The following is a 22039-nucleotide window of genomic DNA, read 5'->3' as shown; positions in this document are numbered from 1 at the left end:
GCCAAGGACGGCAACATCTGAGGCAGCGAAATCCTTCCCAACCTGCTCAAACGCTACGTACGGCAGCGCGGTAACTCCGGAACGCCGGTACGGCCAGCCCGACGGCGAGCACCACGACCGCGCACGCGATCCCACCACCGACCCAGGCGGCCGTCGCGCCGAACCAGACAGCCGTCGCACCGGCCCGCAGATCGCCCAGACGGGGACCGCCCGCGACCACGACCATGAACACGCCCTGCATCCGCCCGCGCATGTCGTCGGGCGCGTGGGTCTGCAGGATCGTCTGCCGCCACACGGCGGAGACCAGGTCGGCCGCGCCGCCGAGCGCCAGCAGGGCGACCATCAGCCACAGCTGGTCCGCCAGCCCCGCCAGGGCCACGCTGACCCCCCAGGCGGCGATCACGAACGTCAGGGCCAGGCCCTGGCGCTTGACCCGGCCGACCCAGCCGGACAGCAGGCCGCCCGCGACCGAGCCGATCGAGATGCTCGCCAGGAGCCAGCCGAACGCGAGCGGCGAGCCGCCGAACCGCTCGGCGACGACCTCGGGGAACAGCGCTCTCGGCAGTGCGAACGCCATGGCGATGATGTCCACGACGAACGACATCATCACCACGGGGTGGCCGGAGATGTAGCGCAGGCCGTCCACGACGGAGCGGAAGCCGGGACGGGTCACCTCGCCGACCGGTTCGAGGCGCGGCAGCCGGAACGCGGCGTAGAAGCCCGCGCCGAACAGCACCGCGTCGAGCAGGTAGGCGACGGCGACGCCGCCCTGGGAGAGCACGACCCCGGCGGCCAGCGGGCCGACCACGGTGCCGAGATTGGCCACCAGGAAGTTCAGGGTGTTGGCCGCGGGAACGAGCTCGGCGGAGACCAGCCTGGGGATGATCGCCCCTCTGGTCGGCCCGGTGATGGCGAACCCGGTGGCGTGCACGGCGATGGTGGCCAGCAGCAGGCCGATGTTCGCCACGCCGAGGGCCGCCTGGGCCAGCAGCGCGAGTGTCGCGGTCCAGGCGATCAACGAGCCGGTCAGGAGCAGCCTGCGCCGGTCGACCGCGTCGGCCACCGCCCCGCCCCACAGGCCGAAGACGACCAGGGGGATCAGGTTGGCGGGGCCGAGCATGCCGACCCAGAACGACGACTTGGTGATGTCGTAGATCTGCACGCTGACCGCGGCCGAGGTGAGCTGGAAGCCGATGAACGAGACACCCTGCCCCGTCCAGAGCCGCCGGTATGCCGGGACCCGCAGTGGACTGGTGTCCACCGCGAGTCGCCGTACGAAGTTCCCGAACGCCACACATCCCCCTCAGCCCGCCGGACATATGGGGATATATCAGTACTGGCCGGGTAGCGGTGTCAGGGGGCCAGGCGTTCGACGGTCCAGGAGGCTCCCGAGCGACGGTAACGGAGGCGGTCATGCATGCGGTCGAGCTGCCCCTGCCAGAACTCCACTTCGGAGGGCACGACCCGGAACCCGCCCCAGAAGTCGGGAACCGGCGGGTCCTCCGGCCAGCGCGCGGCCAACTCCGCGTAGCGGTCGTCGAGCTCCTGCCTGGAGTGCACGACGGCGGACTGCCGCGAGGCCCAGGCTCCGATGCGAGATCCGTAGGGGCGGGACCTGAAGTAGGCGGCGGACTCCTCCCGCGACAGCCGTACCGCCTGTCCCTCGATCCTGACCTGACGGCGGATCGAGTGCCAGGGGAACAGCAGGCTGGCTCGCGGGTTCTCCGCGAGGTCGCGGCCCTTGCGCGACTCGTAGTTGGTGTAGAAGACGAACCCGTTCTCGTCGTAGCCCTTCAGCAGAACGGTCCTGGCCGTGGGCCTGCCGCCCGCCGAGCACGTCGCGACGATCATCGCGTTCGGCTCGGGAAGCTCGGCGGCCACGGCGTCGGCGAACCACCGGGCGAACTGGGAGACGGGGTCGGATGCGAGGTCCTCCTCAAGCAGAGGAAGACCTTCGTAGGTGCGGCGAAGCCCGGCGAGCGAAGGCGGGCGCGAGGTGGCATCCACGGGAAGGTATTCTCCCGTGCTTGACGGAGAGCATGCGCACCGCCCCCACCTGGGACGATCGCGTTCTGGCGGGTCCGGCGGCACACCACCGCGCCCAAGGGGGTTGAATAAGACCCGCCGGTATCTCGACATCAAGGCTTTGACTTCAAGAAAGGGAGGCGGCCGAGAATGTCCGACTTCAAACCCGGGCTCGAAGGCGTAGTAGCCTTCGAGACGGAGATCGCGGAACCGGACAAAGAGGGGGGCGCCCTCCGTTACAGGGGCGTCGACATCGAAGAGCTGGTCGGTCGCGTTTCCTATGGACACGTGTGGGGCCTGCTCGTCGACAACAAGTTCCAGCCGGGTCTTCCCCCGGCGGAGCCGTACCCCATCCCTGTCCACTCCGGTGACATCCGCGTCGACGTGCAGAGCGCGCTGGCCATGCTGGCCCCCGCGTACGGCTTCCGCCAGCTGCTCGACATCGACGAGGAGCAGGTCCGCGCCGACCTGGCGCGCGCCAGCGTGACCGCCCTCAGCTTCGTCGCCCAGTCTGCGCGTGGCCTCGGCCTGCCGATGGTCCCGCAGAGTGAGGTCGACAAGGCCAACAGCATCGTCGAGCGGTTCATGGTCCGCTGGCGGGGCGAGCCCGACCCCAAGCACGTCAAGGCCATCGACGCCTACTGGACGTCCGCGGCTGAGCACGGCATGAACGCCTCCACCTTCACCGCCCGGGTCATCGCCTCCACCGGCGCCGACGTCGCGGCGGCGCTGAGCGGTGCGATCGGCGCCATGTCCGGCCCGCTGCACGGGGGCGCCCCCGCCCGCGTGCTGCACATGATGGAAGGCGTCGAGAAGCTGGGCGACGCCAAGAAGTACGTCCAGCAGGAGCTGGACAGCGGCCAGCGTCTCATGGGCTTCGGTCACCGGGTCTACCGCGCCGAGGACCCCAGGGCGCGCGTGCTCCGCCGTACCGCCAAGGAGCTCAACGCCCCGCGTTACGAGGTCGCCGCTGCCCTGGAGCAGGCCGCCCTCGACGAACTGCACGCCCGCAAGCCCGACCGGGTGCTCGCCACCAACGTCGAGTACTGGGCCGCGGTCATCCTGGATTTCGCCGAAGTTCCCTCCAATATGTTCACCTCGATGTTCACCTGCGCCCGCACCGCGGGCTGGGCTGCCCACATCCTGGAGCAGAAGCGCACGGGCAGGCTCGTCCGCCCCAGCGCCAACTACGTGGGCCCGCCCCAGCGCTCCATCAACGACGTCCCCGGCGCCGCCGAGGTCATCGACTCCTTCTGATTCACCCGACCGTGCCTGTACGGCTGTCGCGCGACCCCCTCGCGCGACAGCCGTTTCGCGCGTCCCCATCCCCTTCGTTTCGCGTTCACAAATCCCCCGCAAAGCCGCATTGAGTGACTTTCCAGTCTCGCCGGGAACGCCACGCCTGTCTCAAAATCCGGACCCCGGGTTGGAGGGAACGGCGGGCTCAGTAGGCTGGTCAGGTGGCTGACATCGTGATTCCCTCTGACATCAAGCCCGCCGACGGTCGTTTCGGCTGCGGGCCCTCGAAGGTGCGACCTGAGCAGCTCTCGGCTCTGGCCGCCTCAGGCTCCAGCTTGCTGGGCACCTCTCACCGCCAGAAGCCCGTCAAGTCGCTCGTCGGGCGCGTCCGCGCCGGCCTGCGGGAGCTGTTCTCCCTCCCCGAGGGATACGAGGTCGTCCTCGGCAACGGCGGCACCACCGCGTTCTGGGACATCGCCGCCTTCGGGCTCGTCCGCGAGAAGTCGCAGCACCTGCACTTCGGCGAGTTCTCCTCCAAGTTCGCCTCCGTCGTGGCGAAGGCCCCGTGGCTCGGCGAGCCGACCGTGATCAAGTCCGAGGTCGGCAGCCACCCCGAGGCCCGCCTCGAGGAGGGCGTCGACGTCTACGCGCTCACCCACAACGAGACCTCGACCGGCGTCGCGATGCCGATCAAGCGGGTGGGCGAGGAGGGCTCGCTGGTCCTGGTCGACGCCACCTCGGGCGCGGGCGGCCTGCCCGTCGAGGCGAGCGAGTTCGACGTCTACTACTTCGCCCCGCAGAAGAGCTTCGCCTCCGACGGCGGCCTGTGGCTCGCCCTGATGTCCCCGGCCGCGCTGGCCAGGGTCGAGGAGATCTCCGGCAGCGGCCGGTACGTCCCCGAGTTCTTCAGCCTGCCGGTGGCGATCGACAACTCCGTCAAGGACCAGACCTACAACACCCCGTCGGTCGCCACGCTGTTCCTGCTGGCCGACCAGATCGAGTGGATGAACGGCAACGGCGGCCTGGCCTGGACCACCGCCCGCACCGCCGACTCGGCCCAGCGGCTCTACACGTGGGCGGAGAAGACCTCCTACACCACGCCGTTCGCCGCCCCCGAGTTCCGCTCGAACGTGGTCGGCACCATCGACTTCGCCGACGAGGTCGACGCGGCCGAGGTCGCCAAGGTCCTGCGCGCCAACGGCATCGTGGACACCGAGCCCTACCGCAAGCTCGGCCGCAACCAGCTGCGCATCGCGATGTTCCCGGCCGTCGACCCCGATGACGTCGAGGCCCTGACGAAGTGCATCGACCACGTGGTCGAGCGCCTCTGACCTTCCCGTTGGGAACGTTCTACCGGCCCGGTGCCGCCCACAGGCGCCGGGCCGCAAGCATGTCACCGCCCGCCCTATCGGCACCGGGACCGCCCGGCCGCGGAACGGCGGACAGTCAGAACTCGTCGGCGCCCGTGACCTGGGTGATGGGGAAGACATGGCGGGAGGCCGCGCAGATCGTCTCCAGCGTGTGGACCGGCGTGCCGTCGTCGCCGTAGCTCGCACGCAGCACCTGCACGATCCACTCGCCGGGGTCGAGCAGCAGGGTCCCGGCCTCGAACCCGGTCGGCGAGCGGGCCACCAGGTACTCCTCCGCGTGGCCGAAGCGGTGGCCGAGGGCCTCGATCCCGGCCTGCAGGGTCGGCCGCACGAAGTCGGGGTCACAGATCGGTGTGCCGGCGAAAACGTCCAGGCGGAAGTAGCTGGTCGCGATCCGTACCGGAACGTCGTCGGCGAGCAGCAGCTTCCTGCGGGCCAGCACCTCGGAGCCCGGCTCGACGCGCAACGCGGTCGCGACGTGGTCGGCGGCCGGTTCCCGGCCGACGCCGAGCATCCTGCGCCCCGGCCGGACCCCCTGCGCGGCGGCCTCGGTCATGAAGAGCGACGCCGAAGCGCGCACGGCGGGCTCCGTCGGCAGCGCGCGCCGCACCACCACCCGGGGCCCTCTGCGGGCCTCACGCCCCCTCCGAGGGGAAGGGTCGGCTACATTCTGGGATTCCGCCCAAAGTCCCTCTGTGGCGTCTCTGGCACCGGCAGAGGCCATCTGTGACACCCGTCCCGGGGTCACCCCGAGCCGCCGTGCCATCGCGTCCTGCCTGACCCCTGCCGCCCGCGCCTCGATGATGGCCGCGCGACGCAGCCGGGCCAGCTCGGCGACCAGTTCCTGCCTGTCCGCCATGGCGTGGCTGATCGACTGGGCGCGCTCGACCGGGTCGGCGATGGCGGCGAAGTCGTCCAGCGGTTTCTCGTGCACGGTGTCCGTCTCCCAGTCTCACATCGACGGTCGTCGGACAACTTTAGCGCCCCTAAAGAAGAACGCCGGCGAGCCGGAAGGGTCTCACGCCTGCGACGCGGGATCGCGATCAGTAGGCCGGAAGGGCCTCGCGCTTGCGGCGCAGGACCCAGGCCGCCAGGATGCCGCCGACCAGCCCGAACAGGTGTCCCTGCCAGGAGATGCCCGCCTCGCCGGGGAGCACACCCCAGATGATCGAGTAGTACGCGACCGCGACGCCGATGCCGATGAGGATGTCGAGGATGCGGCGATCGAACAGGCCCCTGGCGAGCACGAAGCCGAAGTAGCCGAAGACCAGCCCGCTCGCGCCGACCGTGACCACGTACGGCGAGCTGGTGAACCAGACGCCGAGACCGCTGATCACGATGATGATCAGGCTGGCGAGCAGGAAGCGGCCGAGCCCGCGCAGCGCGGCGAGGAAGCCGAGGATCAGCAGGGGCAACGAGTTGGCCATGAGGTGGCCGAAGCCCGCGTGCAGGAACGGCGCCAGGAAGATGCCGCCCAGACCCTCGACGTTCCACGACCTGATGCCGTACTCGTTGAAGTCACCGGGAAGCACGTAGTCGGCGATTTCGATCGCCCACATGCCCGCGACCAGGACGATGACGAGCATGGCGGCGCCCGCCGCGCCCGCCGCCAGGTTTCCCGCGCTGCGCTTGAGCCGCTCGCCCGTGGACCGCTCGGTCGGGGGGATGCGGGTCCCGTGGTCGTTCAATGCACTCTCCTGCGCCCTCGGAGCGGTCGACTGGACGTCACGTGCCCCCGCCGCACCTGTCCACACCTTTACCGTACGCACTTCGGGCAGGAAACGCGCCGGGTGCGATCACTTCGATCGCACCCGGCGCGAAGCTGCTGTGGGGCTACTCGCCCTTCCAGACGGGAGCGCGCTTCTCCGCGAAGGCCGCCGCGCCCTCCATTGCGTCCTTGGAGCCGAACACCGGGTCGATGATCTCCGCCTGCCTGCGGAACATCTCCTCCCCGCTCCAGTCCGCGGACTCGACGATCACGCGCTTGGTCGCGGCGAGCGCCAGCGGGGCGTTGCCCGCGATCCGCCGAGCCAGCTCGACCGCCCTGGCCAGCGCCTCGCCCGCGGGCGTGACGTGGTTGACCAGGCCGACCTCGTGGAGTCTCGAGGCCGGGAAGTGGTCGCCGGTCAGGGCGATCTCCATCGCGACGTGGTACGGGATCCGCCTGGGCAGCCGCATCACGCCTCCGGCCGCCGCGACCAGGCCGCGCTTGGGCTCGGGCAGCCCGAACACGGCCGTCTCAGCGGCCACGATGATGTCGCAGGCCAGCGCCAGCTCGAACCCCCCGGCCAGGGCGTAGCCCTCGACCGCGGCGACGATCGGCTTCTTCGGCGGCGCCTCGGCGATGCCGCCGAACCCCCTGCCCTCGACGTACGGGAGGTCACCCTTCAGGAAGCCCTTCAGGTCCATGCCCGCGCAGAAGGTGCCGCCCGCTCCGGTCAGGACGTACGCGGCGACGTCCCCGCGCTCCTCCAACTCGTCGAGCGCCGCGGCGATGCCCCTGGCGACCACGCCGTTGACGGCGTTCTTCGCCTGGGGGCGGTTGATCGTGATGATGGCGACGCCGCCGTCGATCTCGACCAGAACCTCGTCAGACACCGATGCCTCCTACTTGGGCTGGAAGCGGATGCCGCCGTCGAAGCGGACGGTCTCGGCGTTCATGTAGTCGTTCTCGATCAGCGAGCGCACCAGGTGGGCGAACTCGGCGGGCGTGCCCATGCGCTTGGGGAAGACGACGGGGGCGACGAGCTTGGCCTTGAACTCCTCGGCGTTGGCGTTGAAGCCGTAGATCGGGGTGTCGATGATGCCGGGGCAGATCGTGTTGACGCGGATGCCGACGGCGGCCAGGTCGCGCGCGGCCGGGAGGGTCATGCCGACGATGCCGCCCTTGGACGCCGAGTAGGCCACCTGACCCGTCTGACCCTCGAGCGCCGCCACGGAGGCGGTGTTGACGACCACGCCGCGCTGGCCGTCCTCGTCGACCGGCTCGGTCTTGGCGATGGCCGCGGCGCCGATGCGCATGAGGTTGAAGGTGCCGATCAGGTTGACCTCGATCACCTTGCGGTAGGAGGCCAGGTCGTGCGGCGAGCCGTCACGGTTGACCGTACGGTTGGCCCAGCCGATGCCCGCGCTGTTGACCACGACACGCAGTGGCTTGCCGGTCGCGACGGCGGCGTCGACCGCCGCCTGCACCTGCTGCTCGTCGGACACGTCGGTCTTGACGAAAACTCCGCCGATCTCATCGGCGAGGGGCTTGCCGCGCTCCTCGTTGAGGTCCGCGACGATCACGGTCGCACCGTGCGCGGCGAGGTCACGAACCGTGGCCTCGCCGAGGCCGCTGGCACCGCCAGAGATGATTGCTGCTGCTCCGTTCAGGTCCATGAGCGGACTTTAACGCGGCTACCGAATGAAGTTCTACTCGGGGGTGGGGTAGATCTCCCCGACGGCGCTGCCCACGTCCGGATAGACCTTGATGCGCCGATCGAGGCCCGTGGTGCGCAGGATTCTGGCCACCGGAGGCTGGGGGGCGGCCAGGCTGACCCCTCCCCCCTCCCCCGTGGCCAGCCGCCACGCCTCGATGAGCACGGAAAGGCCGCTGGAGTCCATGAACGAGAGTGCGGTGAGATCGAGGATCAGCCGGGCGCCGTCGAGCTTGATGGCGTCACGGACCTCGTCCCGCAGAAAAGGCGCGGTGAACAGATCGAGTTCGCCCTCGACGGCCACCACCACGGCGTCACCGACGGCACGGCGAGCCAGCCGTAGCTTCATCAGTCCTCCTCGCCCATGAGGCAGACCCACTTTACTTCGCCATCACCGTATGTGAGGACCTGCAACTCTATGATCATTAGCACGCAGGGGAGGTGGCGCCACGAACACCACATATCGCCCCCGCCCCGTTCGAAATCGCGGCATGTGAAACCGGGGTTGCCCTGGCCCGGCGGGCCCTCGTCCCCCTCTTCCCACCGTTCCCGCCTCCACACCACGCCGATTTATACCGGAAAAATCATAAATAACACGTGTCAGAGGGCATATAAATCTAGATCTCGGCGTGTCGCCACATATGCGGGATATTGCGAAGGATGTCCTGATTACCGGAGTGCGAAGCCGTACGGCAGCTCGAGCCGATGAGCGGCGAGCAGGTCCGCGTCGGCGAGGATCTTCCTGGTCGGCCCATCGGCGGCGATCACCCCGCCGGACAGGATGAGCGCCCGGTCACACAACTCCAGCGCGTACGGCAGGTCGTGGGTGACCATCAGCACCGTCACGTCGAGCCCTCTGAGGATCTCGGCCAGCTCGCGGCGGGAGGCCGGGTCCAGGTTCGACGACGGCTCGTCGAGCACCAGGATCTCCGGCTCCATGGCCAGCACCGTCGCCACCGCCACCCGGCGGCGCTGACCGAAGGACAGGTGGTGCGGCGGCCTGTCGATCGCCTCCAGCATGCCGACGCGGTCCAGCGCGCCCTTCACCCTGCGCTCCAGCTCCTCGCCCCCGATCCCGAGGTTCGCCGGGCCGAAGGCGACGTCCTCCCTGACGGTCGGCATGAAGAGCTGGTCGTCGGGGTCCTGGAAGACCAGCCCGACCCGCCTGCGGATCTCCTTGAGCGACTTCTTGCCGACCGGGAGCCCGGCCACGGTCACCGTGCCGTGTCCCGCGGTCAGGATGCCGTTGAGATGCATCACGAGCGTCGTCTTGCCCGCGCCGTTCGGGCCGAGCAGCGCGACTCGCTCCCCGCGCCCGATCTCGAAGTCGACGCCGAACAGCGCCTGCGTGCCATCCGGATAGGCGTACGCCAGACGACGCACCTCAAGCGAGGATGTCATGCCAAGCCCCCGTTCACGAGCAGTGTCCCGCACAGTGTCCCGAGCAGCACCACGAGCGCCGCGCCGGGCAACATACCCGCTGTGAGCCACTGACGCGACGACGCGGACAGGTCCTGAATGACCGGCATCGAGCCGCTGTAGCCCCGGCTGAGCATCGCCAGGTGCACCCGCTCGCCGCGCTCGTACGAGCGGATGAACAGCGCCCCCGCGGACCTGGCGATCACCGGGATGTGCCGCACGTCCCTGGCGACGAACCCCCTCGACTCCCTGGCCACCCGCATCCGGCGCATCTCGTCGACGATCACGTCCATGTAGCGGAGCATGAACATGGCGATCTGCACCAGCAGCGGCGGCAGCCTGAGCCGCTGCGCGCCCAGCAGCATCAGCCTCGGCTCGGTCGTGGCCGCGAGCAGCACGCTCGCGACCACTCCCAGCGTGGCCTTGGCCAGGATGTTCCAGGCCGACCAGAGCCCTTCGACGCTGAGCGAGACCCCCAGGAGGGGCACGCGCTCACCGAGCCCGATGAACGGCAACGCGACCGCGAACACGACGAACGGCAGCTCGATCACCATCCGCCGCAGCACGAAGACGAGCGGGACACGTGCGGCCAGCGCGACCACGGCCAGCAGCACGGCGTAGAGCCCGAAGGCCCAGAACCACTCGCGCGGGGTCGCCACGACCACCAGCGCGAAGGCCGCGACCGCGGCCAGCTTGCACTGTGGCGGCAGCCGGTGGACGAGAGTGTCGCCCGCCCGGTAGAGCTGGTGGTTGTGGCCCGCTCCCACTACGCGGAGACCTCGTCCCTGGCGGACGCCCCCGCACGCCCGGTACGGCGCCGCACCGCGAAGAACAGCCCGCCGCCGACCGCGAGGGTCACTCCGACGCCGATCAGGCCCGCGATCCCGACCGGGATGCCGCCCGCCTCTCCGTAGTCGGCCAGCGGCTGGCCCGCCAGGGCGTGCTCCGCGCTCTGCCCGATGAAGCCCTTGTCCGTGGCGACCCGCTCCAGGCCGTCGGGCGAGGAGGAGGCGTAGAAGCTGACGATCCCCGCCAGCAGCGCCGCGACCACGATGCCCGCGGGCAGGAACCAGCCGAGGCGCCGCGGGGCGACGGGGGTCACACTGGTCGTGGGAAGGCCGGCCTCACGGGTGACCGTGGCGTCGCCGTCCGCGCCCCGCAGGACCAGCGGCGCGGTCAGGCCGCGCGCGCCGTACACCAGGTCGGGCCTGACCGCCAGCACGGTGCTGACGGTGACCGCGGTGATCAGGCCCTCACCGATGCCGATGAGCACGTGCACGCCACCCATGGCGGCGGCGACCGTGCCGACCTCGATGGGCGCGGTTCCGCCGATCCAGAACAGCAGGGCGAAGGCGAGCGCCGCGACGGGCACGGAGATCAGGGCCGCGACGAAGGAGGCCGCGACCACCGTGCCCCTGCCACGCGCCCTGCCCGCGACCAGGCGGAAGACGGTCCAGCCTGCCACGATCGCGACGATGCCCATGAGGGTGATGTTCACCCCCAGCGCGGTCAGCCCGCCGTCGGCGAAGAAGAAGCCCTGCACGAGCAGGACGACGGCGACGCACAACACCGCTGTGTACGGGCCCACGAGTATCGCGGCGAGCGTGCCGCCGAGCAGGTGCCCGCTGGTGCCCGCCGCGACCGGGAAGTTGAGCATCTGGACGGCGAAGATGAAGGCGGCGACCAGGCCCGCCATGGGCGCGGTCCTGTCGTCGAGCTCTCTGCGGGCGCCACGTAGGCAGACCCCCACACCGGCGGCCGCGACGGCCCCGGCCGAGATTGAAACGGCTGCGTTGAAAAAGCCATCGGGTACGTGCACGACAAGCCTCCGAAGTGCGAAATCCTTCCCACTTTAGGCCATCAGCTTGCACTTGCAAGAGAGTGGCAACTAACGGAAGACCCGCCGAACGAACGACCTGGGGGTGAAGGTGCGCACGACCGTGCTGAGCCTCCCCTTGCCCGCGGTCGCGTAGGGCCTGACGTTGCGCCTGACCAGCCCGCGCCACCAGGTGCGCGGTGGCGCGATCGTCTCCGCCGCCGCCTCGATCCTGAAGCGCGCGGGCGGCCCGCCCAGATCCAACTCCAGGTAGGCGTCCCAGGTGCCGGGTCCCAGTCTGCCAAGCGCCTGTCTGACGGCGAACGCGCCCCCCGCCTCGACCTCGACCGGCTCGCGCCGCTCCCGTCCCGACCACCGCTCCCGCCACACCAGGTGGCGCACCGCGCGCACGCCCGGCGTGACCGCGCCGACGCTGACCTCCCCGTCGAGCACCAGCCTGTGCCCGATCGCCCAGCGGGCGCGGGTCAGCCGCACGCTGCCGGGGACGGCCACCACGTGACCGCCGACGTCGAGGCTGAGGTTGCCGTGCGGCCTGGTGAAGTACGGCAGGGCGACGACGCCGCCGATCACGCGGGGCACCGGCTGGACGATGCGCCCGTCGCGGTCGGCGCCGAGCCTCGCGAGACGGGTCACGCCATCGCACTCGACGTTCAGATAGACGTCCCAGACCCCCGAGGGCAGTCTGGCGACGTCGACGACGCCGGTGAACCCCTCGTGGTCGCCGGTGACCGGGAGCACCAGCTCGACGGGGCGCCCTGTCCCCCCGCGCGGGCCCCCGTCGCCCTGGCCCACACCGCCCTGGCTCACACCGCCCTGGCCCGCCCCGGCCCGCCCGGCACCGCCCGCCCCTGGCCGCCCGGCACCACCCGTGCCGTCACGCCGCTCCGCGCCGCCGTTGCGCAGCCGCAGCACCAGGCTGAGGCCGTTCGCGACGAGCTCGGGACGATCGCCCCGCTCCAGCGCGCCCAGCGCGACCCTGCCCGCGACGACCAGGCCGCCCTCCTGGCCCCAGTGGAGCTCGGTCAGCTCCCTGCGGACGACGGCCGACTCGATGTGCGCGAGCCGTACCAGACGGTCGATGTCCTGGAGGGCGGCGATGCGACCGCGGTCGATGGGGTTGAGGCGGTCACGGACCCCGTCGGTCAGCCACCGCTCGCACATGTCGGCCACCTCGGCGGCGATCTCCTTGCGCTGGACCTCCTCCGCCTCAAGGAACGGCCTGCCGAGGTTGCTGAGGGCGTCCATCCTGAAGTGACGCCTGAGCAGGTGGTCGCGGAGCGCTCCCGGGCGCACGTGACGGACCATCAGCTCGATCGAGCCCTTGATCATCCGCAGCCAGGAGACCGGGTCGCGGCTGCCCGGCTGCTGCATGATGCTGCTGCCGTCCGGCCTGGCGACCAGGTGGTAGCAGTCGTAGTCGGCGACCACCGAGATCACCCCGGCGTGGCAGTAGGCGTGGGTGGTGAAGAACACGTCCTCACCGACCAGCAGCGTCTCGTCGAAGCGGATGGCGTACCGTTCGAGCATCTCCCTGCGAAACAGCTTGAAGCAGCTCAGGCTGTTGTAGACGGCGCTGTCGCCCAGCGCGACCCGCTCCGCGTTCTCGCGGAACATCGAGGCGGGGGCCCTGCGGTCGTGCCCGACGATCTTCCCGAGGACCATGTCCGAGCCGTTGCGCTCCGCCATCGCGAGCATCCGCTCAAGCGCCTCAGAACCGAGATAGTCGTCCGCGTCACAGAAGAACACGTACTTGCCCCGGGCGTGGGAGAGCCCCACGTTGCGGGGACGCCCTGCGCCGCCCTCGTGCTCGAGACGGACGACCCGGATGACGCCGCGATGATAGGAGGCGTAGAGGTCGAGCAGCTCCGCGCTGCCGTCGGTCGAGCCGTCGTCCACAACGACGATCTCCCTGCTCACCCGCTGCACCAGCAGCGAGGTCAGGCACCTGTCGAGGTAGGTGCGGCAGTTGTAGACGGGAACGATCACACTGACGTCTATGTCGGGGCGGTTCGCCTCTTCCCGCGCGGCCCCGTGCCCCTCCCCCGCAACCTCGCCTTCCCTCTCGGCCTCACACTCCCCCGCGGTCCAGCCTGCCCGCGTGATCTGGCCGCCCTGCCCCGTGCGGACTGGCTGAAGGATCGTCCCCGTCACCGCCGTGCCCCTCGTCGGTCACTCAAAGTTACGTAGCGTTTCAGTATGTGACGAAGAAGCGCCCGCGCGGGGCCGATCCACTTTCTTCGTCTCTCCGCCTTCACTCCGAGTTCACTGCGACCAGTGGAAAACACCAGGTTGGTATGGCTTTTTCGGGCAACGCACAGCCGCGCCCCCGGTCCGCCTACGCCTCGCCGTCCCGCCGGGGGCCGTCCTCGCCGGAGTCGCGCAGCGACTTGGCCGCGCCGAGCAGATGCGCCTGGTAGCGGCGGCGGCCCAGCCGTACGAGGAGGTAGAGCGCGATCACCATGCCCAGCAGCAGCCCGGCCAGGTGGAAGGGGAAGATCACCAGGGTGGCGCTCCGGCTGGACACTCCCGCCGATCCGGAGAGCGAAACCTTGGCGTGGCAGATGCACATCAGCGGCGGATCCGTCCAGCGGACGGTGATGTCCCTGCTGGTCCCGCGCAGCACGGTGAAGTCGGGGAAGGGGACCTTCTCCCCGTTGACCTCGACGTTCAGGCCGTCGCTCCCGAAGAAGTCACGGTGCACGGTGCCCGGGTTGTCGACGGTGACGCCGAACTCCACCGGACCGCTCATCGCGAACGCCGAGGAGCGCAGGCCGCCGATTCGCACCGAGGTGTCGACGGGCCCGGGGACGGTGACGTAGATCGGCGTGCCTATCGCCCGGTTGAGCTTGATGTTGTCGGCGCCGGTCTCGGAGCCGGGAGGCGCCACGAAGAGCACCGCGACCTGGTGCTCGCCGTTGTCCGGCTGCTCCGGAGGGTCGATCCGCACGATGACCGGCCGCCCTTGCCCCGGAGCCAGATGGAAGTCCGCCGGGCTGACCTCGATCCAGTCGGCCGCCGAGTAGGGGGCGTCCTCGTCGAGGACCATCTTCCCGTCCTGGCCCATGGTGAAGCTCGCCTTGTTCACCACGATGTCGACCGGCAACCGTCCTCGGTTCGTGACCTGGAACGTCTGAGCCTGGTCGAGATGCTCGGGCCCCACGATGAGGCGCGTCGGACTCACCATCAGCGAGAAGTCAGGCTTGGGGGCTGCGCCTGACAGCCCCGACGCTTCCGGGCCCACCGTCAGTGCCGCGCCACCTATCGCAAGAGATGCGACGATTATGCGCTGAAGCCTTCCGGCCACTGCGCAGCCCCCCATTGCGCTCGTTGGATGAGTGATCGACGAAAGAGAACGGGTTACAGGGTGGTCGCGACGTAGTTGAGCGTGCCGCTGTAGGTGTCAGGACGGACGAAGGGAATGGTGATCCGGTAGCTGTTGGTGATGATGTCGCCGTCCGGGTCCGACCGCGTGCCCTTGCGCGCCACCTCCAAGGGGGCCGCGGAGTCCAGCGCGGTGAAGTTGGTCTGGGCGGGCCCGAGGACCTGCAGCAGGCTCGACGAGACGGTGTCGGTGTTGCCGGCGATCGCCCCGACGAGGGCTGCCGCGGCCGGCTGGACGGTGACGGTGTAACCGGCGAAGTTGTTCGTCGTCACCCTCATCGTGACGGGCAGGCCGGTGCCGGTCGACACCGTCTCACCGGGGTTTCCCTGCAGGATGAACGAGTCGGTCAGATCGCTCAGCGTGATCGACAGGCCCACCTGGACGTTCGCCACCGTGCTATCGCCGTCGGCGTCCGCCATGGCCGGCGACACCTGGCAAGAGAGCCCTCCGACCGTCGCCCCCGCGACCACCAGAGACATCAGGAACGGTTTGATTCTGGACACTGCTGACATGAAGATCAGTGACATACAAGATCCCCCCCAAGATCTTTTTCACTGATAGTAGTTATGAGACAACGTGGAGTGCAAGCTCCGTGGAGGTCGTGTTCTCGCCCTAGCGAGCGCCTTGTAGGCATGTGTCCGTAATTGCGGCTAAATGCGGAGCCTTTTGGGAAGGGAAAAAATCCTTATCCTTCGCCTCTTGTGTTATTTGTTCTGCCGCATCGGTCTGTCCTATCCGCCTTCCGCGACACGTAGCGCCTCGATCTCGTCCAGCGCCGCCCGCCACGGATCCGGGGCGCCGCCCTGGTGGCCGTCTCCCGGGTCGGAGGCGCGGGGGTCGGGCTCCACCTGGCAGAAAAGCACGCGGACCCCCTCCGCGCACAGCGTCTCGACGCTGCGGCGGAACGGAAGCCGGGAAGCGAGGGCGGCGTTGACGAAGGGCACGACGACCACCGGGATGCCCAGGCCCGGGGCCTCCGCGAGCAGGCCGAGGGCATAGGTGTCGGCGACCCCCTGGGCGAACTTGTTGACGGTGTTGTAGGTCGCGGGGGCGACGACGATCGCGTCGGCCCTGGGAGGCTTCGGCTCGTCCGGCCTGCGGTACCGGCTCCGGACGGGACGCCCGGACAGTCTCTCCAACTCGGGCACGTCGACGAAACCCAGCGCCGAAGGAGTGGCGACGACCTGGACGGCCCACCCCACCTCCCGGGCCATCGTGATCAGGCCTGCGACACCGGGGGCTGCGCCCGCCGCGCACACGATCACATAAAGGACGCCTCTCGGCCGAGCCTGCGCAGACGCGGACGAGGAGGAGGACGGGGAGAGACTCATGGGGACAAGTCTCGGTCATCCCGGAGTTACGACACGGCCCCGGAACACGGGCGCCGCCCCCGCCGATCTCTTCTCGCCGAAACCTTGGGACCTGCGTGATCGCGCCACGGGAAGATTGGCGTCGGCATGATCACGTCATGAGATTGCTTTGTGGCCGATCCGGTGAATGACCCCCGGTATGGCTGGCAATCCAGGTCTCGGGGCCGCCCTGGCGTTCATGGTGGCGTGCGGGCTGCTCGCCGCGTCCCACGTGTCCACCCCGGCGGCCCACGGGCCCAGGGCCCGCTCCGGCGGCTCGAAAGCGCATCTGGGCTCCTGGCGGGTACGGCCGGGCGCCCTGAGAGCACGCTCCGCCTCCGCCCCGCCCTCCCGCTTCGGGCTGGAGGCCGCCAGCAGTTCGAGTGAGGCCGTGCAGGAAGGACGCGAGGCCCACGGGCGGTTCACGGTGCGGGTGACCGTGCGGAACCTGAACGACGAGCCGGTGACGGTCTTCGGGATCGGCAGGAGCGGGCCCGGTCTGAGGCTGCTGTCCACGAGGAGGCCCGCCCCCCACTCTCTCGGGCCGGAACGGGCCACGAGCTTCGACCTGAAGTACCGAGTCACCGACTGCGGAGCCGTACCGAGGGGAAACTGGCCCATCCCGGTCCGGCTGGAACGGAACGGCGCCCCGGAGGTCGCCTACCCCTCCATGCGGATGACCGCCGGGAACTCGACAAACACCGGCACGGGCCCCGAATCCTGGCAGAGTGTCCTGTCCAACGAGATATGCGACATATGGCAGAGCCACTAAAGCCCTCGCCCATTCGGACCACCGCCTCCCGGCGGGGCCGGAGGTTGTGACGGCCCGGCGGGGCGGGCAATCCGTCGACGTACGCCCCGGCCTGAGCGACGCCGTACGCCCCGACGGAGCGCGGGAGACGCCTCCGGGCATTCGTTGAATTCGCGGCACTCGGCGACGCGGCGTCCATCAACCCGGCGTTCACCAAAACCGCTGCCGGAGAAAGCAGCGCTTTCCGCTTTCATGCCGTTCTGTTATGACGGGTAACCCGAGTGGCCGGCGAGACGTCCTCTCTTGCAGGAGGAGACGTGGCAACACTCGACGACCTCGTAGACGCGGACCTCCGTCTGGAGCTGCTTCTCGTCGAGGCACTACACGCGGAGGCCGAGCAACTCACGGCCGACTAACAGACCGGCCCCGACTCCGGCGAGGGGAGCCGGGGCCCTTAACACATGGGAAATCCCCACGCGCCGAACCTGTGACCAGGCACCCCGATTAGATGGCGCACGCCCTACCGTGCCCCGCCATCTGCCCGTTAGCGCGGGCCGACGGGCTCCCCTGAGTCGACAGCCGAGTTGACTCCCGAAAAAACACGCCTTAAACGCATTTTATGGCGTCAACAATCGTGGCGTTCACCAAACCCAGCTGACCCACCGATAACATCCGAGATCGAATTATCCATGCTCGCCTCAGCAAATAGGTGGCGGAATTCAACCGCAACATGGACAATGCATGCAGGGGAAAGCCAGAATCCGCTCCCTACACGTGCCACAGGGATGGGTTTCATGTCGATCGCGAACAACGGAGACGATTCCAGCGAATTGAGCTGGAAACAACGTCTGTCCTGGCTGCGCAACGAGCCCGAAGCGGGGATCGCACTTCTGGTAGCCGTGGGCGCGGCCGTGGTCGATCTGATCCCCAACGTGTCCAGCTCCACGATGCAGTCGATCGTGGCCAAAGCCACTCTCGTCGTCCTTGCCCTGGTGTCCGCAACGCTGATCCGCAATCGGCTGCGCACCGGTGCGGTCGAGGTCGAACTCCGCCGGTTGCTGGCCGACTCCGGGGGCACGCTCAAGCAGCTGCCCTCGCGGTTCGACGAGGTCACCGAGTTACTCGGCCAGAGCAGGCAGGCGATCGACCAGCTGTCGGTCGTCTCACTTCTCGCGGGTTCCCAGGTGCGGACCGAACTGGTGGCAGCGACCCAGAACACCAACACGTGGATCTTCAAAGGCGGCACCGGCACCTTCATCCGCGCGTTCACCCTGCCGGAATGTGTGGAGAACTGCAGGATCGCCAGACGCCAGCTCCAGATGCAGCTGGAGATCATCGACCCGGAGAACCCCACGGCCTGTGCGGTGTACGCGCGGTTTCGCCAGTCCCTCGTCACCGGCCGTGCTGACCCCTGGTCCGCGGATCGCACCCGCAACGAGTCCTACGCGACGATTCTGGCCGCCAGCTGGTATCGCAAGCACAATGATTTTCTCACCATCAGAGTCGGCCTGTCGTCGACGATAACGACCTGTCGCTGGGATATGGCCGCCTCACGGGTGATCGTCACCCGTGAGGACCCCACCGCGTCAGCCATGATGGCCTACCACGGCAAGCTCTACTACTCCTGGTGCGAAACCGAGCTGAACAGCAGTTACGGTCAGTCCAGGAAGATTTCGATCGAACGCGCGCTGACAGTGCCGCTCAGCGGCGAACCATCCGTCGACGAAGTCCGTGACCTCTTCCAGGTGCTGGGTCTTCCCCTCGATTCCCTCGAAGACACCGAGGTGGTCGATGTGACCCGCCGCGCGCTCCAGCCCGCAGACCCGTACCGGTGAGGAAATGAATGCGGCAAGGGGCATCCAGCTGAGGAGCGACATGCGCTACTCGGATCTACAGAACGAGATCGACCGGGGGACAGCCGTCTCGACGATACCGGCATGGGCCGGTTCCGTGCTGCGGGCGGTCGCGGACGGCACCCTGCGCATCACGGCGGTACGGCATCCGCTCGGATTCTTCTGCCTGCCCGTGGAACGCAGCGGCGAGCTGGGGGTCTGCCTGCACTTGTGGTCGCCCCAGCTGACCACCTCCGGCAGCAGCACATCCCAGATCCATTGCCACAGCTGGGATTTGCTGAGCTTCGTCCTGTATGGACAGGTCTCCAACGTGCTGGGCCGGATCGAGGACGGAACGATGCACCGGATCTTCGAGGTGACCAGTCTCGGCGACCATGACGCGATCCGGGCCACCGACCGAATCGTCGGCTACCGGCCGGAACGACTGGATCGTTATGGCGCGGGGGAAACCTACTCCCTGCCCGTTGGGGCTTTCCACAGCACTGTGATCGAAGGTTCGGGTGAGGCCGCAACGGTCGCGCTCGGGCGGATGATCAGGTCGCGGTCGGATCTGTCCCTGGGGCCGCCCGAGGTCCGCAGTCACACCCAGCGCCGTCATCTGTGCGGCGACGCGGAGTCAGCCAGGGCTGCCACGGTGGCGACCGCCGGGCTGGCCGCCCAGTACACCTACTGAGGAGGTCTGGCGTGGATGTCTCGGAGGAACTGGCGGTGGCGGTTGCCGCTGCGGAGGCGGCGGGCACGCTCCTGCGGCGAGAGCCCACGTGGATCTGGGCCAAGGGAGCGGGCGGAGATCTGAGCACGGACCTGGACCTTCGATCGGAGGAATTGATCGTGAGCCGGGTCCGCGCCGCGTATCCGAACGATCAGATCGTCGCCGAGGAGTCGGGGGTCGCGGGTGCGGACGGCGACCGGGTCTGGTTCGTCGACCCGCTGGACGGCACCAACAACATCGCGATCGGATTGCCGGTGTACGCGGTGGGCATCGCGTTCTGCGTGGACACGCGGCCCGTGGTCGGGGTGGTGCACGACCCCCTGAGCGGCAACACCTGGTCGGCCGTACGCGGCGGTGGCGCGCGCGGCCCTGGTCTGTCAGAGGTGGAGCCGATCGAGCGGCCGTTGCTGTTGGCCTGGACTCAGGGACACGCCGTGGGCGGGGGTGATCCGATCGCATCCGCGTTGCGGACCACACTGGAGTCGCGAACCAGTCGGCTGTTGCAGTTGTGGGCGCCGCTAGTCGCGTGGATCATGCTGGCCCGAGGGCAGATCGACGGCCTGGTCGGCTACCGGGCCGAACTCGTCGATTTCCCTGCGGGGGCGTTGATCGCGGCGGAGGCGGGGGTGACGCTCTACCGGTTCGACGGGAAACCGTTCGATCTGCGTGTGGATCTCCCCGAGTCGGAACGAAACTTCATCGCCTGCCGTTCCCAGCAATTCGCCCGCATCCGGTCAGGACTGCCGGTCCCGGAGCGGTGAGACCAACTCAAAGGTTTCAACGACCTCGGTGCAGGTGCCGTGCTCACCCATCACGCACAGGGCGAGGGTGCGGTAGACCTCGCCGAACGACTCCGCCGGGGGGAGTAGATCGGCCGGGACCTGCTGGTCGCGCTGCTGGAACCGGGTCATGGTGATGTGCGGCCGGAACAGCTCGCCGATCTCGTCGTAGCCATGCCGGTCGAGGTTGGCGCGGGCGACGGGGGGCGCGACGAGGCGGTGGTCGGCCAGCACACGACCGAGCGGGTCACGCTCGCGCAGCCCGACGCGCAGCGGGTCGAGCCTGGCGATGACGTCCTCCTGGAGCCGGGCGACCGCTTCGGTCTTGCGATAGAACAGCTCGAACATACCTTGATCGTTTCCGGCGAAATGGTCGGCTTCGAGCGCGATCTCCGAGGTCCGCTCACTGACCTGCTCCAGCGCTTCCAGCACTGCCCCAAGCTGCGCCGACGCGAAATTCGCCATGTACAGCGAGATATGTGGATACAGCTTGTCGGCCCGCAGGACGAATTCGGTCAGGGCTAATTTGGCACACCATTCGCTCAGCCGCACCGAACGCTCGTTGACGTCCGCGCCGGGCAGGAGCACCGCGTCGTATATCGGAAGATCTTTCATGGCCTCAGTGTAGACAGGTAACGGCTGCTTTCCGGGGCGGATTCAGCTCAGCAACAGCACGCCGACCACCGCAGGCAGCAAACATGCCGCGAGAAGCGCACCGGTCAGCATGAATTTGATTAGCGGCACCCGGACGCCCCGGCGGCGGCACCATTCGAACCAGAGCAGGGTGGCGAGCGAGGCCCACGGCGTGATCACCGATCCGACATTGGTGCCGGTCAAGAGGGCCAGTGATTGGTCGTGATTGGTCAGGGGAATCACTTGCTCACCCGCCACATAGGCGGGCAGATTGTTGACCACATTGGACAGGCCCGCACCCGCCGTGGCCGTGCGGATCAATCCGTCGAACCCCTCTTCTGCGCCGATGAGCGAGGTCATCAAATCGTTCAGGCCATGCCGCATCAACGTCGGCACCACGAGAAACAGCCCGGTGACGAAGACGAGCAGCTGCCACGGGATCAGCGAGGGGCGCAGCGATCCCCGGTCGCGGATCAGGTAGGAGGTGATGGCCAGGGCAGCCGCGACGATCGCCGCGATCTCGATCTGCAGGCCCGCCAGGATGGCCGCGATGAACAGCACGCAGGCCACCGCGGTGCCCCAGAACAGCACTCTGTCCTTGATCGGCTCCGGTTCCGCGGGTTCGTAACGGTCAGCACCCCGCGCCCCCCGGCGCCAGTAGAACATCCAGAGCAACGCCATGGTGATCGCGATCGAGACCGTTTGCGGTAGCCACATGCGAACCGCGAACTCCGGCGCGGAAAGGCCCACCTTGTTCAGCGCCAGCAGGTTCGTCAGGTTGCTCACCGGGAGCAGGAGACTGGCTGTGTTGGCCAGCCAGACGGTGGTCATCGCCAGCGGCAGCGGAGCGATCTTCGCCTTCGGCGCGAGAGCCAGCATGACGGGAGTGAGCAGGACCGCCGTGGTGTCCAGGTTAAGGAAGATCGTCGTAGCCGAGGCGAACGCGACACACAACAGGAAGAGCGCGGGATAGGCGCCCCGGCCAAACAGCGCCAGCCGCGCCGCGATGACGTCGAACACCTGAGCCTGTTTGGTCAATTCGGCCAGCACAATAACGCTGGCCAGAAACAACATCAGGGGAGCTATTCGCTCGATACTCGCCCGGGCCTCCGCAACCGGCAGCAAACCCGTCAGCACACAACCAACTCCGGCGACCAGCAGCGCGATACGAATCCAATCGAGTACGCTTGGCGCTAGTACGGCCCGCTTCCACAAGGGCACGGACGGTGACCCTTGGTCGTCCACAGTTGAAAGTATCATGGCATCAATCC

At 68.5% G+C, this 22039-nt stretch carries 22 protein-coding genes; 6 read left to right on the top strand and 16 right to left on the bottom strand.

Annotated elements, in window-relative coordinates; all coding sequences use genetic code 11:
- Positions 1-46 precede the first annotated feature (46 nt).
- Both AB0395_RS19455 and pdxH read right to left on the bottom strand, forming a co-directional pair.
- Entirely contained in the window at positions 47-1294 is a 1248-nt protein-coding gene (locus AB0395_RS19455) for an MFS transporter (protein ID WP_366282330.1), read from the bottom strand.
- 59 nt (positions 1295-1353) lie between these two features.
- Positions 1354-2007: a pyridoxamine 5'-phosphate oxidase gene (gene pdxH / locus AB0395_RS19450; protein WP_366282328.1), complete on the bottom strand. Its 654-nt coding sequence runs from the start codon at positions 2005-2007 to the stop codon at positions 1354-1356.
- 168 nt (positions 2008-2175) lie between these two features.
- On the opposite strand from pdxH, the gene AB0395_RS19445 reads away from it, so the two are divergent.
- Both AB0395_RS19445 and serC read left to right on the top strand, forming a co-directional pair.
- Positions 2176-3282, top strand: coding sequence for a citrate synthase 2 (locus tag AB0395_RS19445; RefSeq protein ID WP_366282326.1), 1107 nt, complete (start codon positions 2176-2178; stop codon positions 3280-3282).
- 203 nt (positions 3283-3485) lie between these two features.
- Positions 3486-4595 carry a phosphoserine transaminase gene (gene serC / locus AB0395_RS19440; RefSeq protein ID WP_366282325.1) on the top strand — a complete coding sequence of 370 codons (1110 nt, stop codon included), beginning with the start codon at positions 3486-3488 and terminating at the stop codon, positions 4593-4595.
- A 115-nt stretch (positions 4596-4710) separates the two neighbouring features.
- On the opposite strand, the gene AB0395_RS19435 is transcribed toward serC, so the two are convergent.
- The 12 genes from AB0395_RS19435 to AB0395_RS19380 all read right to left on the bottom strand — a co-directional run bounded on the left by AB0395_RS19435 (position 4711) and on the right by AB0395_RS19380 (position 16022).
- Positions 4711-5568, bottom strand: a complete 858-nt coding sequence (locus AB0395_RS19435) for a UTRA domain-containing protein (RefSeq protein ID WP_366282323.1) — start codon at positions 5566-5568, stop codon at positions 4711-4713.
- Positions 5569-5677: 109 nt separating this feature from the next.
- Positions 5678-6322, bottom strand: a complete 645-nt coding sequence (locus tag AB0395_RS19430; RefSeq protein WP_366282321.1) for a rhomboid family intramembrane serine protease — start codon at positions 6320-6322, stop codon at positions 5678-5680.
- Positions 6323-6467: 145 nt separating this feature from the next.
- Positions 6468-7232 carry a crotonase/enoyl-CoA hydratase family protein gene (locus tag AB0395_RS19425; RefSeq protein ID WP_366282319.1) on the bottom strand — a complete coding sequence of 255 codons (765 nt, stop codon included), beginning with the start codon at positions 7230-7232 and terminating at the stop codon, positions 6468-6470.
- Positions 7233-7241: 9 nt separating this feature from the next.
- Positions 7242-8015: an SDR family NAD(P)-dependent oxidoreductase gene (locus AB0395_RS19420; protein ID WP_366282318.1), complete on the bottom strand. Its 774-nt coding sequence runs from the start codon at positions 8013-8015 to the stop codon at positions 7242-7244.
- 33 nt (positions 8016-8048) lie between these two features.
- Positions 8049-8402 (bottom strand): STAS domain-containing protein, encoded by a 354-nt coding sequence (locus AB0395_RS19415; protein WP_366282317.1) that lies wholly within the window; start codon positions 8400-8402, stop codon positions 8049-8051.
- A 320-nt stretch (positions 8403-8722) separates the two neighbouring features.
- Complete coding sequence (locus tag AB0395_RS19410; RefSeq protein WP_366282316.1) at positions 8723-9454, bottom strand: ABC transporter ATP-binding protein; 732 nt, start codon at positions 9452-9454, stop codon at positions 8723-8725.
- Complete coding sequence (cbiQ, locus tag AB0395_RS19405) at positions 9451-10239, bottom strand: cobalt ECF transporter T component CbiQ (protein WP_366282314.1); 789 nt, start codon at positions 10237-10239, stop codon at positions 9451-9453. The genes AB0395_RS19410 and cbiQ overlap by 4 nt, the downstream gene beginning before the upstream one ends.
- Positions 10239-11291, bottom strand: a complete 1053-nt coding sequence (locus AB0395_RS19400; protein WP_366282313.1) for an energy-coupling factor ABC transporter permease — start codon at positions 11289-11291, stop codon at positions 10239-10241. Before AB0395_RS19400 ends, cbiQ begins: the two co-directional genes overlap by 1 nt.
- Positions 11292-11360: 69 nt before the next feature.
- A complete protein-coding gene (locus AB0395_RS19395; protein WP_366282311.1) occupies positions 11361-13460 on the bottom strand; it encodes a glycosyltransferase family 2 protein in 2100 nt (699 codons plus the stop codon).
- 184 nt (positions 13461-13644) lie between these two features.
- Positions 13645-14493: a hypothetical protein gene (locus tag AB0395_RS19390; protein ID WP_366282310.1), complete on the bottom strand. Its 849-nt coding sequence runs from the start codon at positions 14491-14493 to the stop codon at positions 13645-13647.
- Positions 14494-14666: 173 nt separating this feature from the next.
- Positions 14667-15194, bottom strand: a complete 528-nt coding sequence (locus AB0395_RS19385; RefSeq protein ID WP_366282308.1) for a hypothetical protein — start codon at positions 15192-15194, stop codon at positions 14667-14669.
- A gap of 228 nt (positions 15195-15422) precedes the next feature.
- The gene (locus tag AB0395_RS19380) at positions 15423-16022 is read right to left on the bottom strand and encodes a flavoprotein (protein WP_366282306.1); all 600 of its coding nucleotides are present in this window, start codon (positions 16020-16022) and stop codon (positions 15423-15425) included.
- Positions 16023-16200: 178 nt separating this feature from the next.
- Between AB0395_RS19380 and AB0395_RS19375 the strand changes: the two genes are divergently transcribed.
- The 4 genes from AB0395_RS19375 (at position 16201) to AB0395_RS19360 (ending at position 20117) form a co-directional block, all read left to right on the top strand.
- Positions 16201-16812, top strand: a complete 612-nt coding sequence (locus AB0395_RS19375) for a hypothetical protein (protein ID WP_366282305.1) — start codon at positions 16201-16203, stop codon at positions 16810-16812.
- A 773-nt stretch (positions 16813-17585) separates the two neighbouring features.
- Positions 17586-18626, top strand: coding sequence for a hypothetical protein (locus AB0395_RS19370; RefSeq protein ID WP_366282303.1), 1041 nt, complete (start codon positions 17586-17588; stop codon positions 18624-18626).
- Between the two features lie 40 nt (positions 18627-18666).
- Positions 18667-19317 (top strand): hypothetical protein, encoded by a 651-nt coding sequence (locus AB0395_RS19365; RefSeq protein WP_366282302.1) that lies wholly within the window; start codon positions 18667-18669, stop codon positions 19315-19317.
- Positions 19318-19328: 11 nt separating this feature from the next.
- Positions 19329-20117 (top strand): inositol monophosphatase family protein, encoded by a 789-nt coding sequence (locus AB0395_RS19360; RefSeq protein ID WP_366282300.1) that lies wholly within the window; start codon positions 19329-19331, stop codon positions 20115-20117.
- On the opposite strand, the gene AB0395_RS19355 is transcribed toward AB0395_RS19360, so the two are convergent.
- Both AB0395_RS19355 and AB0395_RS19350 read right to left on the bottom strand, forming a co-directional pair.
- The gene (locus AB0395_RS19355; protein WP_366282299.1) at positions 20091-20750 is read right to left on the bottom strand and encodes a DUF1045 domain-containing protein; all 660 of its coding nucleotides are present in this window, start codon (positions 20748-20750) and stop codon (positions 20091-20093) included. The genes AB0395_RS19360 and AB0395_RS19355 overlap by 27 nt on opposite strands.
- Before the next feature lie 42 nt (positions 20751-20792).
- The gene (locus AB0395_RS19350; protein ID WP_366282432.1) at positions 20793-21989 is read right to left on the bottom strand and encodes an SLC13 family permease; all 1197 of its coding nucleotides are present in this window, start codon (positions 21987-21989) and stop codon (positions 20793-20795) included.
- Positions 21990-22039 lie beyond the last annotated feature (50 nt).

Origin of the sequence: Streptosporangium sp. NPDC051023, assembly GCF_040689595.1 — a bacterium.
Lineage (GTDB): Bacteria > Actinomycetota > Actinomycetes > Streptosporangiales > Streptosporangiaceae > Streptosporangium.
This window is presented reverse-complemented; position numbering and strand designations above follow the sequence as displayed.